This window comes from Neoaquamicrobium microcysteis, from assembly GCF_008180155.1.
Taxonomy (GTDB): domain Bacteria; phylum Pseudomonadota; class Alphaproteobacteria; order Rhizobiales; family Rhizobiaceae; genus Aerobium; species Aerobium microcysteis.
Window position 1 is genome coordinate 67,756 of sequence record NZ_VSZS01000057.1, and the last position, 14,663, is coordinate 82,418.

The following is a 14,663-nucleotide window of genomic DNA, read 5'->3' on the forward strand; positions in this document are numbered from 1 at the left end:
TGGTCCAGCAGCGTCGAAACACAAGCTTGGGCCGTTGATGTGCGGTAAGGAAAGGCTCCCGCATCGTCCCGCCATGCCCATGTCCCCATCACCGCAATCCGAAGATCGCTACGCCGCCTTTCGCCATTCCTCCTATCTGAGGTTCTGGGCCGCGCGCTTCTTGACGACCTTCGCCACGCAGATCGTGTCCGTAGCGGTCGGGTGGCAGGTCTACGATCTGACACGCAACCCTTTCGATCTCGGGCTTGTCGGCCTCGTTCAGTTCGCCCCCTCGCTGCTTCTGGTGCTGGTGACCGGCGCGGTAGCCGACCGCTTCGGCCGCAGGCTCGTGATGGCGCTGGCAATTCTGCTGGAGGCTCTGTGCGCGCTGGCGCTGCTCACGCTCAGCCTGCGAGGCCTAACCTCGGTGACGCAGGTTTTCGTCGTGCTGGCCGTCTTCGGCGTCGCGCGATCGTTCTTCGGCCCAGCCTCTGCATCGCTGGTCGCCAATCTGGTCCCGCCGCAGGATTTCGCCAACGCAGTCGCATGGAACTCCTCTGCCTGGCAGACGGCGACGATTGTCGGCCCGGTCGCCGGCGGCCTGCTTTACGGGCTCGCGCCCGAAGCCGCCTACGCCGTGGCCGCCGCGATGATGGCCAGCGCCGGCATCCTGATTTTCTCCATACCCAAGCCGCAGCAGCATACCGAGACGGAGCGGCCGTCGCTGGAAACGCTTTTCGCCGGCTTCCGCTATATTCGCAGCGAGAAGATAGTGCTGGGCGCGATCTCGCTGGACCTGTTCGCGGTGCTGCTGGGCGGCGCGGTCGCGCTCCTGCCCGTCTATGCGCGTGACATTCTGGAACTCGGCCCATGGGGGCTGGGCCTGTTGCGCGCGGCCCCCGGCATAGGCGCAATCGTCGTCGCGATCTGGCTTGCCGGTCACCCCATCCGCGACCACGCGGGCCTCATCATGTTCTTCTTCGTCGGCCTTTTCGGGGTTTTCACGGCGGTGTTTGGCATCTCGACCATTCCTTGGCTTTCGATCACGGCGCTGGCGTTGCTGGGCGCTGCCGACATGATCTCGGTCTATATCCGCGAGACACTGATCCAACTCTGGACGCCGGACCGTGTGCGCGGCCGCGTCAACGCCGTCAACATGGTGTTCGTGGGCGCGTCCAACGAGTTGGGCGAGTTCCGCGCCGGCTCGATGGCGGCGCTCGTCGGCACGGTCCCGGCCGTCGTGTTCGGCGGTGTCGGCGCCGTTGGCGTTGCCGTTCTGTGGGCCCGGCTGTTTCCCGAACTCAGGAAGGCTCGGCGTCTCGACGGTCGGGTGTAACGCCTGTCGCCACCGCGTGCACAATGGCAGGGCTGCGCGCAGGTTCCTTGTCCTCGAAGATCAACGCCAGAAAGTCCTCAAGCCAGCGCTTCAGCCTGAAGTCCCAGATCATGCGGCCGGCCAGATGGTCGTTGCCCACCTGCGCGCCGGGCAGCACGAAGCGGTGTGCGCCGCGTACCACCCATCGCTGCATCATAACCCGGGTCAACTCGGCGTGGAACTGGATACCCCAGGCCTTTTTGCCATAGCGGAAGGCCTGGTTGGGATAGTGATCGGCTTCCGCCAGCAGCTTCGCGCCAGAGGGCAAGGAGAAGCCTTCCCGATGAAACTGGTAGACCATGCCGGGCCAGTCCATCAGGCGCGAGCCGGCTTCGGTCGCGCGGATCGGATACCAGCCGATCTCGACCAGCCCGTCGTCGTGGCCGTCAACCTTGCCGCCGAGATGGTTGACCAGCATCTGCGCGCCAAGACAGATGCCGAGAAACGGCTTTTCTTCCTTGAGAGGCACGGACAGCCAGTCGGTCTCGCGGCGGATGAACTCGTCGGGATCGTTGGCGCTCATCGGCCCGCCGAAAACCACCACGCCGCGGTGATCGGCGAGTGTATCGGGCAGCGGATCGCCCAGAGGCGGGCGACGGATATCGAGATGGAAACCGGACGCTGTGAGCAGTTGGCCGACCCGGCCGGGGCTGGACATCTCCTGATGGAGCACGATCAGTATCTTGCCCTTGTCCGCATGCGTCATGGTCAGTTCAGTCTTCCTGCTCCGGCGCATCGTCGTCTTGCGCATCGCGCACCCGTCTGCGCATCCGCATGCGGTCTCGCGGCGAAACGCCGATCAGCTCGGCCGTGCGCCAGACGATGTTGTCTTCCAGCTCATGCATTTCGCCGTCGGCATACACCATCTCCCAAAGGATGCCGATGAACTCGACCTTGGCGTCCTCGTCGAGCCCGCGATTGAGCACACTGGTGAACGCGAAGAGATCGACGGCCTCGCGATGCGCATCCTCGCCGGCCTTGACGATCGCTTCCAGTTCGCCGCCCGACAGCGAATACGAACCGGCAAGAAGCTCACGCATCCGCTTGCGCTCGTCCTCCGAGCGCACGCCGTCAGCATCGATGACGAAGAACATCAGGGCGGCGGCTGCAACGCGAGGATCGTCTGCCGCCAGCCCCTTGCTTCGAGGCTTGTCGGGAAGCGAACCGAAAAACGACTTCAATCTATCGAGCATTTCCCGCCCATGTACAGCATGCCTTGATCTGCCTCTTCCTTAGCGCGAAGCCGGCGTTCAGAACAACCGGAAGCGGCGAGGTTCTTCCCCCTCCGCCTCGTCCGGCTCGACGCCGGGGTCGTCGGGCAGGCGGATGGGCTGCTGCTCGGTTTCGTCGGATTCGGGCGGCGGCGCGTCCAGCACGGGTGCCGGTGCAACCATCGCGGGACCCACTGCCGCAGCCATGCCGTTGCCTGCCTCGGGTCTGGCAGGCGGCTTGGGAGTTGCTGGGGCGGACGACGCCTCCGCAGGAGCGGGCGGCACCGCAACCGGCTCGACCACAGCTTCCTCGACAGGCTGCTTCGCTTCAGTCACCACCGCTGGCGGGGCCGGAGCCACGGGTACGGCGACCATCGGCAGGGAAGCAGCGGGGGCCACTGGCTTGTCCTCGACCGATTCGACGAGCTGGCCCAGCCTTTCGGCAGGCACACGCCACTCGAATGCGTCGAGCCTGCCCGTCACGGGCGAGATGGGCGCCCAGCGCTCCGCAACGACGCCGTCGGCAACCCAGGCCGGATCGCGTGGCGCGCGCACTGCCTTGCCAAGCCACTGACGCACCTTGCCCTGGTCACCGGTTTCCGCCTCCTCGATGTCGGCCAGCACCAGCCATGCACCCTCGCGCCCGTCCAGGCGGATCGCTGCCTCCGCCTCGCGCCGCGCGATGGCGAATTCGCCCGCGTCGAGTGCCGCACGCGCAACCGCCAGTGACGATTCGGCATGGTTCTGCTTGAGCGATTGCAGCTTCCTGGCCCGCTCCAGTCGATCATGTGTTGAATCCCCCGGCCGCGCATGGATGTAGGCATCCGCCACCTCCGGGTGCGGCTCCTTTTTCCAGATGGCTTCGAGGATCTTCGCGCCCTTGCGCGTATCTGCGAGCCGGAAAAGCGCCTTCGCGGCCGTGGTTGCTGCGGGGATGAGGTCCGGCGCCAGCCGATTGGCCTCTACGGCGGCGGTCTTCGCGCCGGTAGGGTCGGCGTCCAGCATCTCCATCGCCTTGGCCGTCAAGAGAACGGCCTTGCGGCGGCTGGCCGCCTCGCGCTCGATCTGGCGGGTAGATTTTTGCGATTCGACGAGGCGAAGCGCTTCGTCCCACAGTCCCGCTTCCGTTTTCTCCTCCAACGTGGCTTCGGCTGCCCATCCAAGCTGTGGCGCAGCCTCCGCCGCACGTGCCGCATAATGACGGGCGGCCGTGCGGTCGCCCAGGCGCTCCGCCTCCAGATACAAGCCGCGCAGGCCGAGAAGCCGCATTTCGGGATCGGCCAACATCGCCTCGAACTTGCCGCGCGCAGCTTCGTGGTCGCCTTCGAGCAGCGACGCCTGTGCATCCAGCAGATGGATCAGCGGCTCCTGATCGGCGCTGATGAGCTTCATCGCCTCCTTCTTCTTCTTGCGCGCCAGCCCGGCATCGCCGGCGCCGGCGGCAATCATGCCCGTCGACAGCGCCTGATAGCCGCGGTCGCGTCGCCTGACCCTAAAATAGCGCGAGATCGCGTGGGGGCTGTACCAGATGCTCTTGAGCAGCCACCAGGACAGCATGACCGTCAGCACGATGGCCGACACCGCGACGGCCGCAACCATCAGTGACACCTGATACTGGTAGCCCCCGAAAGTAATAACCATGTCGCCGGGACGGTCCGCCAGCCAGGCGAAGCCCAGCCCCATCAGGAAAACGAGACCGAGGAAGAACAGGATACGCAACATCGGACTTTCCTCAGGACTTGAGCGCGGCGGCAAGCGCGCTGTCGATCAGCTGGTCTGCGGAGTGGCGGGCGCGCAGCTTCGCAATGAACGGTTCGCCGGCAGCCTTGGCCGTCTCCGGGAGGCTTTCGTATTCCTCGAGCGCACGTTCGTAATCGCCCTGTTCAACCGCGGCGTCCAGCCGTGCAACGATCTCCGGCACGCCTTCTCCCTCGACCATGCCGACCGGGCGCACCTGAACCAGACCCATGGCGCTGCCCAGCAGCCGGTCCATCACCCCGGCGTCCGGATCGACGGGCCGGCCCGCCGCAATCATGGCATTGGCTGCGGCGTCCGATTCCGCGGCGATTTCCGCGCGGGTCGGCACACCGTCGGCAGCCAGCCGGCGCAGCTCCGCAACCTCCGGCGCATCCGGAGCGAGCGATGCGAATGTATCCAGCTCAGTGGAGAAGGCCGCGCCACGATCGATCGCTGCCTTGAGGGCGGAGGCCGCGATGATGACCGCCGTTGCCGGCGTTTCTGCGGCCTCATCCACACGGCCCGTCAGCTCCCCGAGCGACTGCTCGAGCGCGTCGAGGCGCGTGGCTGCCTGCGTCTGGGCTTCGCGCACGGCAACGACCTCCTTGCGAATCGCCACGACCTGTTCCTCAAACGCTGCATCGGGCGTCGCCCTTTCGCCAAGGTCGGCGATGCCGGTCTCGAGCGCCGCGATCCGGCCCTCCAATGGCGTCAGGTCGACCGGTGCTGCATCGCCACCGCCACTCTCGCCCAGTTGCGCGAGGTCGGCACGAAGCGTCTCAACTTCCGAACTTAGCTGCGAAATCCGCCGTTCGGCCTCTGCGAGTGCGTCGCCGGTCGTCCCACTCTGCGATCCGGCCGCTTCCAGCGCGCTCAACTGCTCGCGCAACGAAGCGACTTCCGCGTCCAGCGCGTTGATCACTGGTGCTGCATCGTCCCGCGCGGACTGCGACCCGGGGAGAAGGCCGGAAAAGGACAGACCGCCCACGACTGCGAGCGCGGCCAGCCCGCCGGCCACCGCGCCGGTCAACATTCCCCCACGAGCAGGCGGCGCAGGCGTAGCGGCAAGCGGCTCGCTGTCGCGGCCGGCGCGCCCGAAGCCATGGGTCGTTTGTGAGTTCCCGGAGCTGGCACTGGCTGCGGCTTCAGCCTCCGCGGCGGTTTCCTGGCCGTCACCGGACATCTCGGACGCGGGCGCTGCCGGTCTCTCATTGGACGAGGCGGCCTCTTCGGCCATGTCCTGCTTCACAGAATCAGCGATCGCCGGCTCCGCAGGTGGCACCTTGGCCGTCTTTTCTGCCTCGGCCTGCTGCTCCGCCTCCGCCTTCACGCGCGAAACCTCACCGGGCGTCAGGTCTATGGTCACCGGATCCTTCGTGGTCCTGGAGTGGCGGGTGCGCGGCGTCTTGACCATTCCGGCTTTTCCTTCGGCGGCTACTTGGGGATGAGCACCCCATGATCTAGAGACATCATTGATCGCTGAAAAGGGTAGGATTGCGATCAGGCCGGACGGTGCGACGAAAGCAGCAGCAATACCGCCTCCTCGGTCGGCTGTTGGCTGACACTAACCCGCCGCAGTCCAGACGCGTTCAGTGGCGCGGCAGCTTTCTCCGAAATGCAGAAATAGCTCGTTTTATCAAAGAGCTGGCTTGCGGCGGCCTGCCGCAGGAGAGTGGCCAGCAACTCTGCGCCTCGGGTCGAAAACACGGGCGCGCCCCAGACCGGCTGGTTTCCCAACGCCTCAAGAACAAAGTCAGTCGGGTAACTGACTTCTTCTGCTGCGTAGATTTCCAGCACGTCTATCTGGTGCCCTTTTGCAGCAAGCGCTTCAGCAAAGCCTTCCGTTCGATCCACCCCGGCAAGATGAAGGATGCGGGCACGATGCGCAGTTGTCGAACCGATCGCTTCCACAAGATCGGCGGCAGTCCCGGCCCCCTCATGGACCGTCGAAAAACCCGCATCCCGTGCTGCCGCCGCTGTAGCACTCCCGACGGCGAAGACCGGCTTGTCGAGCAACCCGGCCAGAAGCCCCGCCGGCGCATGACGGATGGCGTTGCCACTGGTCACCGCCACTGCATCGACGGTTGCGGGATCAGGCAGTTTCTCCGGTCTTGTCGCGACAATCCGCGTCAGCGGCAACACGATTGGGGAAAACCCCATCCTCGTCAGCCGCGCGGCTGTTTCGCTCGCGCCGGGCTCGGGCCGGGTGACAAGGACGCGCTTGCTCACGACCATCCTTCGAAGAAGCGCGCTCCCGCCTTTTCGCGGATGCGCTCACCCGCGTCGGTCCCGAGCGGTGCCGCCTCCGCAGCGCGCCCTTCTGCGGCAACTTCGTGCACGGCCTGCCCGTCGGGCGACAGGATCATGCCGGCAAAGGCAAGCCTCTCGCCGTCGATCTGGGCATAGCCGGCGATCGGCGTACGGCACGACCCGTCGAGGGCCGCCAGAAACGCGCGCTCGCACGAAAGAGCCTGCGCGGTGGCCACGTGCCCGATCGGTTCCAGCATCGTCTTGACCTTTTCGTCGCCGATGCGACTCTCGATGCAGATGGCGCCCTGCCCAGGCGCGGGCGGAAAACGCTCTAGCGGCAGTAGCTCGGTGATGACGTCCGCCATGCCCAGCCGCCTCAGGCCGGCATTGGCGAGCAGCGTGCCGGCCACCTGTCCCTCGTACAGCTTGCGCAGACGCGTCTGCACATTGCCGCGGAACATCACCACCTCGATGTCCGGCCGAAGCCTTCTGATAAGCGCCTGCCGACGCAGCGACGACGAACCCACCACCGCGCGTTGCGGCAAATCCTCGAGCCTTGCCGCCGCCCTACCGATGAATGCATCGCGCACGTCCTCGCGCTCGAGAAAGGCGGAAAGTTCCAGCCCGGCAGGTAGCGCCGTCGGCATGTCCTTGGACGAGTGTACGGCGATGTCGATGCGCCGGTCGAGCAGCGCCTCCTCGATCTCTTTGGTGAACAGCCCCTTGCCGCCAGCCTCCGAGAGCGGCCTGTCCTGTATCCGGTCGCCGCTGGTGGAGATGACGACGATCTCGAAAGCCGCTTCGGGCAGCCCGTGTGCCGCCATCAGCCGCGCCCGGGTCTCGTGCGCCTGTGCCAGCGCCAACGCGCTGCCGCGCGTACCGATCTTCAAGACATCCATTTGCATGCGCCGCTTCGTCCGTGATAGTGCCGGCCAACTCCTAGCTAGGAATGACCGGCACAGCAATGATGCGAATTCTCGGCATCGAGACCAGTTGCGACGAGACGGCGGCCTCGGTGGTCGCGCTCGACGATGCCGGCACGCCGCAAATCCTGTCCAACGTCGTCTACAGCCAGATCGACGACCATGCAGCCTTCGGCGGCGTGGTGCCCGAGATCGCCGCGCGCGCCCATGTGGAGGCGCTGGACGGGATCGTGGCAACCGCGCTTGCGGAGGCGGGTACGGTCCTGGGCGACATCGACGGGGTGGCCGCCACCGCCGGGCCGGGCCTGATCGGCGGGCTGATCGTCGGCCTCATGACGGCGAAGGCCGTCGCTGCAGCGGCCGGCAAACCGCTCATCCCCGTCAATCATCTGGAAGGCCACGCGCTGACGGCGCGGCTGACCGACGGCCTCGAGTTTCCTTATCTGCTGCTGCTCGTGTCGGGCGGCCACACCCAGATCATCCTGGTGCGCGGGGTTGGCGACTACGAGCGCTGGGCCTCTACCATCGACGATGCGCTGGGCGAAGCCTTCGACAAGACGGCCAAGCTTCTGGGCTTGCCCTATCCCGGCGGGCCGAACGTCGAGAAGCAGGCTCTGGCAGGCGACCCGTCCCGCTTCGCCTTTCCTCGTCCGCTTCGGGGCGAAGCCCGTCTCGACTTTTCCTTTTCCGGGCTCAAGACCGCGGTCCGGCAGGCGGCAACAGCCATCGCGCCGCTGTCTCGACAAGATGTCTGCGACATCTGCGCCGCCTTCCAGCTCGCCGTCACAGAAACGCTGGTCGAGCGTGTCGGCCGCAGCCTTGCGCGCTTTCGCGGGGAGTTCCCGACGATTGGCGAACCCGCACTGGTCGTGGCCGGCGGGGTGGCCGCCAACAAGGCCATCCGCACAGCACTCGAGGAACTTTGCGCCGGCCGGTCGATGCGGCTTGTCGCGCCGCCGCTGGCGCTGTGCACCGACAACGCCGCCATGATCGCCTGGGCGGGCATCGAGCGCATCCGCGCGAGGATGACTGCGACTGACGCCATGACGTTCACGCCGCGCTCGCGCTGGCCGCTGGATGAGGACGCCGCGCCCCTGATCGGCTCGGGCAAGCGAGGGGCCAAGGCATGACCAATGGGGGCATGAACGCAGAAGGCCGTATCGCGGTTCTGGGCGGAGGCGCGTGGGGCACCGCCCTTGCCGTCACCATGTTGCGGGCCGGGCACGATTGCCGCCTGTGGGCGCGCGATGCCGACACCGTCGCCGCGGTCAATGAAACGCATGAGAACCCCCGCTACCTGCCGGGCATTGGGCTCGACAAGCGCCTCGCCGCCACGGCCGACATCGGCATGGCGCTGGACGGAGCACACTGCGTCCTCGCCGTCGTCCCGGCACAGGCGATGCGCGGGCTGCTCGAAGACCTTGCGGGCCGCATTCGCGCCGGCACCCCGCTGGTGCTCTGCGCCAAGGGCATAGAACGTGGCACCGGCAAGCTCCTCTCCGAGATCGCCGTGGAACTCCTGCCGCATACGCCCGTCGCCGCACTGTCCGGCCCGAGCTTTGCAACCGATGTGGCGCGCGGCCTGCCGACGGCCGTGACCGTCGCGGCGCACGACGAAGTGCGAGCGTCGGATTTGGCTGCGTTGCTGTCGTCTCCCACCTTCCGCTGTTACTCCACCAGCGACCTGATCGGCGTCGAGGTCGGCGGCGCGCTGAAGAACGTTCTGGCGATCGCCGCCGGCGCGACGGCGGGCGCGGGCCTCGGCGCCAGCGCGCAGGCGGCGATGGTGACGCGCGGCTTCGTGGAACTTCGCCGAGTGGGCGCGGCCTTCGGCGCCGAGCCCGAGACGCTGATGGGCCTGTCGGGGCTTGGCGACCTCATCTTGACATGTGGATCGTCGCAGTCGCGCAACTTCTCCTACGGCGTGGCGCTGGGACGCGGCGAAAGCCTGGAGGGGCGGCCTCTGGCCGAAGGCGCGTCGACGGCCGGTATCGCCGCCAGCATCGCTCGCGAAAAGGGCTTGCAGGCTCCGATCATTGAGGCAGTCGACCGCCTCCTCAGGGGCGAGGTGACGATTGCACAGGCCGTGGCCGCCCTGATGGGGCGGCCGCTGAAGAGCGAAAGATAGAGCAAGGCAACGGAGACGACCGATGATCTTCACCCTCATCTGCAAGGACAAGCCGGGGCAGCTGGATGTCCGGCTGGCGAACCGCCCGGCCCATGTCGACTACCTGATGGCGCTGGACAAGGCGGGCAAGCTCAAATTCGCCGGCCCCTTCCTTGGTGAGGACGGCAAGCCGATCGGCAGCCTCGTGGCGGTGGAGGCGGAAGACCGGGCCGGTGCCGAGCAGATGGCCGGCGGCGACCCCTATTCCAAGGCGGGCCTTTTCGAAAGCGTCGAGATCCTGCCGTGGAACTGGGTGTTCAAGGCGCCGGAGACGAAGTGATGGCATACTGGCTGTTCAAGTCGGAGCCCGACACCTGGTCCTGGGACCAGCAGAAGGCGAAGGGCATGGCCGGCGAGGAGTGGACCGGCGTGCGCAACTACCAGGCGCGCAACAACATGCGAGAGATGCAGCTCCGCGACCTCGGCTTCTTCTACCACTCCAACGAGGGGCTTGAGGTCGTTGGCATCGTGGAAGTGTGCAGGCTCGCCCATCCCGACTCGTCCACCGACGACCCGCGCTGGGAATGCGTCGACATACGCGCCGTGCGCGATATGCCCAACCCGGTCACACTCAAGGACGTCAAGGCCAACCCGAAGCTGGCCGACATGTCGCTGGTCACGTCGATGCGGCTGTCGGTCCAGCCGGTCAGGCCCGACGAATGGGAAGAGGTCTGCCGCATGGGAGGCCTCGTCCCAGCGCCGTGAGCCGAAAGCTCCCCCCAGAAAAAGCGGAAGCCTTCATCCGCGCCAACACCGAGCCAATGGCCCCGCCGCATGTGCCGGAAATCACCCTGCATCTGGCAGACGAGGCCCACGCTCTGTGGCAGCGCACGGAGGAGGAACTTGAGGCCATCGGCCTCCAGCCGCCGTTCTGGGCCTTCGCCTGGGCAGGCGGACAGGGTTTGGCGAGATTTGTTCTCGACCATCCCGCCATCGTACGCGGCAAGCGCGTGCTCGATTTCGCCAGTGGCTCGGGGTTGGTCGCCATCGCGGCCGCGAAGTCGGGAGCAGCAGGTGTTCTGGCAGCCGACATCGATGATTTTTGCGCCGGGGCCATAAAGCTCAACGCCGCCGCCAACAACGTGCACATCGACTTCACCTCTGCCGATCTCGTCGGAATGGATGGCGACTGGGACGTGATCCTCGCCGGCGACGTGTTCTACGACAGGGCTTTCGCAGATCGCCTGCTCCCGTGGTTCGCCGCCCTGCGCGCAAGCGGCAGGACGGTGCTTGTCGGCGATCCCGGCCGCGCCTACCTGCCGAAAACCGGCATCGAAGCACTTGCCACCTATCAGGTCCCCGTCACCCGCGCGCTGGAAGACGCCGAAGTCAAGAAGACCACGGTCTGGCGCCTAAAGCATGTTGCAGGCGGATGGAATCAACCGGCGTCGCATACATGCGGCTAAATCAATAAGTTTGACCCTGATGTCCTCCGAAAACCGGTTCCCACTTTTCGGCATCACGGTCTAGCGTAATACGGTCAGCACCGTCTTCTTCGACAGATGCGGCAACAGCCGCTTCATGACATGAGGTGCGACGGCCACGCACCCTTCCGTGGGCTGGAAGCCCGGCTTGGCAATGTGAAAGAAGATGGCGCTGCCCATGCCGCGCCGGCGCGGCCTGATGTTGTAGTCCAGCACGACGCAGCAATCGTAGAGTCGGTCGCCGCGCGTCATCGCCTCGCTGCTTGCCGGATAGGGGAGTGCGACGGGACGGTTGTAGTTGCGGTCGCCCGGCGCGTCACACCACCCGTCACGCGCCTTGATCTGGCGCAGCGGCAGCGCGGACCGGGTCGTCGCCAGTCGCCCGTGACGGAACCAGCCGTAGAGCATCGGCATCGAGGCGAGCGGCGTACCACCATCGCCTTCACGCTTGATCGCGCGGATGCCGCCGCGCCCAAGCGCGCATGGAAACACCGCGCCGCCCCATGAAAGCAGCCCCTGCGTCGGCTTTCCCGGCCGCGCGCGCACGACGATGTTACGGGGTTTCGTCAGGCTGCGAACCGCCGCCTCATTGCGCTCACGAAATTTGGAGTATGATGGCACTGTGGAACAAATCGCCGTGATATTCTTTTTCGGGCCATATGCTTCCGCATAAACCGAAGCGCGGTCAACCGCCGGCTCCAGCAACGGATACAACATGACGTCTCGCACCATCCTCATCGTCGACGACGACCCCGACCTGCGCGAAACTCTGGTGGAGCAGCTTTCGCTCTATGAGGAATTTGAGGTTCTGCAGGAAGCGACGGCGGGCAAAGGCGTCCAGACGGCGCGCGGCGGGATCATCGATCTGCTCATCATGGATGTCGGCCTGCCCGACATGGATGGACGCGAGGCGGTGAAGCTGCTGCGCAAGGGCGGGTTCAAGGCGCCGATCATCATGCTGACCGGGCACGACACCGATTCGGACACCATCCTCGGTCTGGAAGCCGGCGCCAACGACTACGTGACCAAGCCGTTTCGCTTCGCCGTGCTTCTGGCGCGCATACGCGCCCAGCTGCGACAGCACGAGCAGAGCGAGGACGCGACCTTCTCGGTCGGGCCTTACGTGTTCAAGCCCAGCCAGAAGCTCCTGACCGATCCCAAGGGTGGCAAGGTGCGGCTTACCGAGAAGGAAGCCTCGATCATCAAATATCTGTATCGGGCCGACCAGAAGGTGGTCACGCGCGATGTGCTTCTGGAGGAAGTCTGGGGGTACAATTCCGGCGTGACGACCCATACGCTTGAAACGCATGTCTACCGTCTTCGTCAGAAAATCGAGCGCGATCCGTCGAATGCGGAGATTCTTGTGACCGAAAGCGGCGGTTACAAGCTCGTCCCTTGACTGTTTTCCCCTCGCGGCGGAAGAACCGGGAGGGGGCGCAACCGGGGACAGCGATTTGGCGCTTGACGACGACATCCGCATTCTGTCCGGCGTCCGGCTGTTCGCCGGGCTGACGGCGGAGCAATTGCGGCTGCTCGCCTTCGGGGCCGAGTCGGTGCGCTTTCAGGCCGGACGCGAGATTTATCGCGAGGGAGCTTCGGCTGACTGCGCCTATGTCGTCGTCTCGGGCAAGGTCGTGCTCTACCGCGAAGGCAATGGCGAGGCGGTTGCCGTTTCGCGCCTCGGCGAAGGCGCAATCCTCGGCGAACTGGCGCTGATCGCGGAAACGAAGCGCCTCACCTATGCAGCGGCCGAAAGCGATGTCGAAGCCATAAGGCTGAACCGTTCGCTGTTTCGCCGCATCCTCGAGGAATATCCGGAAGCCGCAGCCGAGCTGCATGCCAAGATGCTCGACGAGCTTCAGGCCTTCCTCAAGAACATCGAGCGCCTGTCGTCGAGATTCACCGAATAGGCTTCAGTCCAGGTCGAAACGCGCGATCACCGGCACGTGGTCGGACGGCCGGTCCCAGCCGCGCGCGTTGCGTAGCACCTCGACGCCGGTCAGCGCCGGCGCGAGGTTGGGCGACGACCAGACATGGTCGAGCCGCCGGCCGCGATCCGACGCGGCCCAGTCCTGCGCGCGATAGCTCCACCACGTATAGAGCTTCTGCTCGGGCGGGATCGCCTGGCGCATCAGATCCACCCAGTTGCCCGCTCTCCGCATGGCCTCGAAGCTGGTTGTCTCTATCGGCGTGTGACTGACCACGTTCAGCAGTTGCTTGTGCGACCATACGTCTGTCTCAAGCGGCGCGATGTTGAGGTCGCCCACCAGCACCGACGACGTCACGTCATCCTCCAGCGCCGGCACGTCGTGCATCTCCGCGACGAAGTCGAGCTTGTGGCGGAATTTTGGGTTGATGTCCGGGTCCGGCTCGTCGCCACCCGCCGGCACGTAGAAATTGTGCAGCAGTATACGCCGTCCGCCGGCTTCGACGTTGACGGAGAGGTGTCTGCAATCGCCATTGTCGCAGAAGCGCCGCTTCTCGACCACCTCGAGAGGCCGCCGCGCGACCGTCGCAACCCCGTGATAGCCCTTCTGGCCGCTGATGACGATGTGTTCATAGCCCGCCTTGCGAAAGGCGTTCAGCGGAAACAGGTCATCCGGGCACTTGGTTTCCTGAAGGCACAGCACGTCAGGCTGATGCTCGGCCAGGAACCGCTCGACCAGCGGCATGCGCAGCCGCACGGAGTTGATGTTCCAGGTCGCGATGGAAAACGGCATTGAAAGATCCAAAGCTCATTCAACAGAGCCGGGAAACTGCCAGCAGGAGGTTGGATAAACAAGCCGCGAGCCGCGACTGGCGCGGCTCGTCGCGTTATTCCACAGAAACCATCAGCGATTGGCGCTCTGGCCGCGCTGCTGCATTTCCTGCACGCGCCTGTGGTCGATCGCGAACACCGATGGGTCGAAGTTCACGCCCTGCTCGACGTTGAAAATCATGACCGTCGTGTCCTTGCCCTGCGCGTCGGTGATGGTCCACTGGCGCAGCTCGTAGTTGTTCGGATCGAACATCATCGTAATGGTCGAATTGCCGAACACGGATTGGTCGGCCAGCTGGATCGTGGTCAGGTCCGCCTCTTCCTTCACGCTGCGCACCTTGTTGCCCGACAGATCGATGCGGTCGTCCAGCAACAGCTTCAGCGGCGTGCGCGAAAGCGGATAGATGTCGGCGGTGCGCATCTTGGTGTTTTCTAGCACGACGGTCTGCCCGTCGGAGGTAACGCGGAAGCTCGACGGGGCTTCGTAGTTGAAGCGAACCTTGCCGGGACGCTCGATGAAGAACTTGCCGCCGGTCTGCTCGCCACGGGGGCCGAACTGTACGAACTCGCCCATCATGGTGCGAACGCTGGAGAAATGGTCTGCGATGCGCTGTGCCGCACCACCCGCCTGCGCATGGCCGACGCTCAGGAAGGGGCCGGCAAACTGGCCCAGCGCAAGCACGCCCAGTCCCATGGCGGCTGTTCCCAGAAAGCTGCGCCGCGAGATGTTTTCGGTCAGTTTCGTAGGCATCGTCTTCGCCATGGTTTCCATCGCAATTCGTCCTTGGTTCATGGTCGTGAGCTAGGCGGTCAGTTGGGCCGAAATACGGCTGACCACG

17 protein-coding genes are annotated in these 14,663 nt (G+C 65.5%); 8 read left to right on the forward strand and 9 right to left on the reverse strand.

Features of this window, described 5'->3' with window-relative positions; genetic code table 11:
* The first annotated feature begins 79 nt into the window (after nt 1–79).
* Nucleotides 80–1,315, forward strand: coding sequence for an MFS transporter (locus tag FY036_RS05885; RefSeq protein WP_148913870.1), 1,236 nt, complete (start codon nt 80–82; stop codon nt 1,313–1,315).
* Here FY036_RS05885 and FY036_RS05890 read toward each other — a convergent pair.
* The 6 genes from FY036_RS05890 to hemC form a co-directional block, all read right to left on the reverse strand.
* Complete coding sequence (locus tag FY036_RS05890; RefSeq protein WP_148913785.1) at nt 1,281–2,060, reverse strand: glutamine amidotransferase; 780 nt, start codon at nt 2,058–2,060, stop codon at nt 1,281–1,283. The two genes, FY036_RS05885 and FY036_RS05890, sit on opposite strands and share 35 nt — an antisense overlap.
* Nucleotides 2,061–2,067: 7 nt before the next feature.
* Nucleotides 2,068–2,547 carry a tellurite resistance TerB family protein gene (locus tag FY036_RS05895; RefSeq protein ID WP_148913786.1) on the reverse strand — a complete coding sequence of 160 codons (480 nt, stop codon included), beginning with the start codon at nt 2,545–2,547 and terminating at the stop codon, nt 2,068–2,070.
* Between the two features lie 57 nt (nt 2,548–2,604).
* Nucleotides 2,605–4,287, reverse strand: a complete 1,683-nt coding sequence (locus FY036_RS05900; protein WP_148913787.1) for a heme biosynthesis protein HemY — start codon at nt 4,285–4,287, stop codon at nt 2,605–2,607.
* A 10-nt stretch (nt 4,288–4,297) separates the two neighbouring features.
* A complete protein-coding gene (locus tag FY036_RS05905; protein WP_148913788.1) occupies nt 4,298–5,716 on the reverse strand; it encodes a phage tail protein in 1,419 nt (472 codons plus the stop codon).
* Nucleotides 5,717–5,802: 86 nt separating this feature from the next.
* On the reverse strand, nt 5,803–6,531 hold the full coding sequence (locus tag FY036_RS05910; protein WP_161601100.1) for a uroporphyrinogen-III synthase: 729 nt from the start codon (nt 6,529–6,531) through the stop codon (nt 5,803–5,805).
* Nucleotides 6,528–7,457, reverse strand: coding sequence for a hydroxymethylbilane synthase (hemC, locus tag FY036_RS05915; protein WP_148913790.1), 930 nt, complete (start codon nt 7,455–7,457; stop codon nt 6,528–6,530). Before hemC ends, FY036_RS05910 begins: the two co-directional genes overlap by 4 nt.
* 62 nt (nt 7,458–7,519) lie before the next feature.
* Here hemC and tsaD point away from each other — a divergent pair, with 62 nt between their 5' ends.
* The 5 genes from tsaD to FY036_RS05940 are packed head-to-tail and all read left to right on the forward strand — an operon-like array spanning nt 7,520 to nt 11,048.
* On the forward strand, nt 7,520–8,605 hold the full coding sequence (tsaD, locus tag FY036_RS05920) for a tRNA (adenosine(37)-N6)-threonylcarbamoyltransferase complex transferase subunit TsaD (protein WP_201744703.1): 1,086 nt from the start codon (nt 7,520–7,522) through the stop codon (nt 8,603–8,605).
* Nucleotides 8,602–9,603 carry an NAD(P)H-dependent glycerol-3-phosphate dehydrogenase gene (locus FY036_RS05925; RefSeq protein WP_148913792.1) on the forward strand — a complete coding sequence of 334 codons (1,002 nt, stop codon included), beginning with the start codon at nt 8,602–8,604 and terminating at the stop codon, nt 9,601–9,603. The genes tsaD and FY036_RS05925 overlap by 4 nt, the downstream gene beginning before the upstream one ends.
* Nucleotides 9,604–9,625: 22 nt before the next feature.
* On the forward strand, nt 9,626–9,922 hold the full coding sequence (locus FY036_RS05930; RefSeq protein WP_148913793.1) for a YciI-like protein: 297 nt from the start codon (nt 9,626–9,628) through the stop codon (nt 9,920–9,922).
* Nucleotides 9,922–10,347: an EVE domain-containing protein gene (locus FY036_RS05935; RefSeq protein WP_148913794.1), complete on the forward strand. Its 426-nt coding sequence runs from the start codon at nt 9,922–9,924 to the stop codon at nt 10,345–10,347. Before FY036_RS05930 ends, FY036_RS05935 begins: the two co-directional genes overlap by 1 nt.
* On the forward strand, nt 10,302–11,048 hold the full coding sequence (locus FY036_RS05940) for a class I SAM-dependent methyltransferase (RefSeq protein ID WP_148913795.1): 747 nt from the start codon (nt 10,302–10,304) through the stop codon (nt 11,046–11,048). The genes FY036_RS05935 and FY036_RS05940 overlap by 46 nt, the downstream gene beginning before the upstream one ends.
* Before the next feature lie 60 nt (nt 11,049–11,108).
* Here FY036_RS05940 and FY036_RS05945 read toward each other — a convergent pair whose 3' ends face one another.
* Nucleotides 11,109–11,687 carry a L,D-transpeptidase family protein gene (locus FY036_RS05945; RefSeq protein WP_235897551.1) on the reverse strand — a complete coding sequence of 193 codons (579 nt, stop codon included), beginning with the start codon at nt 11,685–11,687 and terminating at the stop codon, nt 11,109–11,111.
* Nucleotides 11,688–11,781: 94 nt separating this feature from the next.
* Here FY036_RS05945 and FY036_RS05950 point away from each other — a divergent pair, with 94 nt between their 5' ends.
* Nucleotides 11,782–12,465, forward strand: coding sequence for a response regulator transcription factor (locus FY036_RS05950; protein WP_148913796.1), 684 nt, complete (start codon nt 11,782–11,784; stop codon nt 12,463–12,465).
* A 55-nt stretch (nt 12,466–12,520) separates the two neighbouring features.
* Entirely contained in the window at nt 12,521–12,976 is a 456-nt protein-coding gene (locus FY036_RS05955) for a cyclic nucleotide-binding domain-containing protein (RefSeq protein ID WP_148913797.1), read from the forward strand.
* 3 nt (nt 12,977–12,979) lie between these two features.
* Here the strand turns inward: FY036_RS05955 and FY036_RS05960 are convergent, their stop codons facing one another.
* Together FY036_RS05960 and FY036_RS05965 are read right to left on the reverse strand one after the other, a co-directional pair.
* On the reverse strand, nt 12,980–13,786 hold the full coding sequence (locus FY036_RS05960) for an exodeoxyribonuclease III (protein WP_148913798.1): 807 nt from the start codon (nt 13,784–13,786) through the stop codon (nt 12,980–12,982).
* Nucleotides 13,787–13,897: 111 nt separating this feature from the next.
* Nucleotides 13,898–14,596 carry an outer membrane lipoprotein carrier protein LolA gene (locus FY036_RS05965; protein ID WP_235897553.1) on the reverse strand — a complete coding sequence of 233 codons (699 nt, stop codon included), beginning with the start codon at nt 14,594–14,596 and terminating at the stop codon, nt 13,898–13,900.
* Nucleotides 14,597–14,663: the final 67 nt, after the last annotated feature.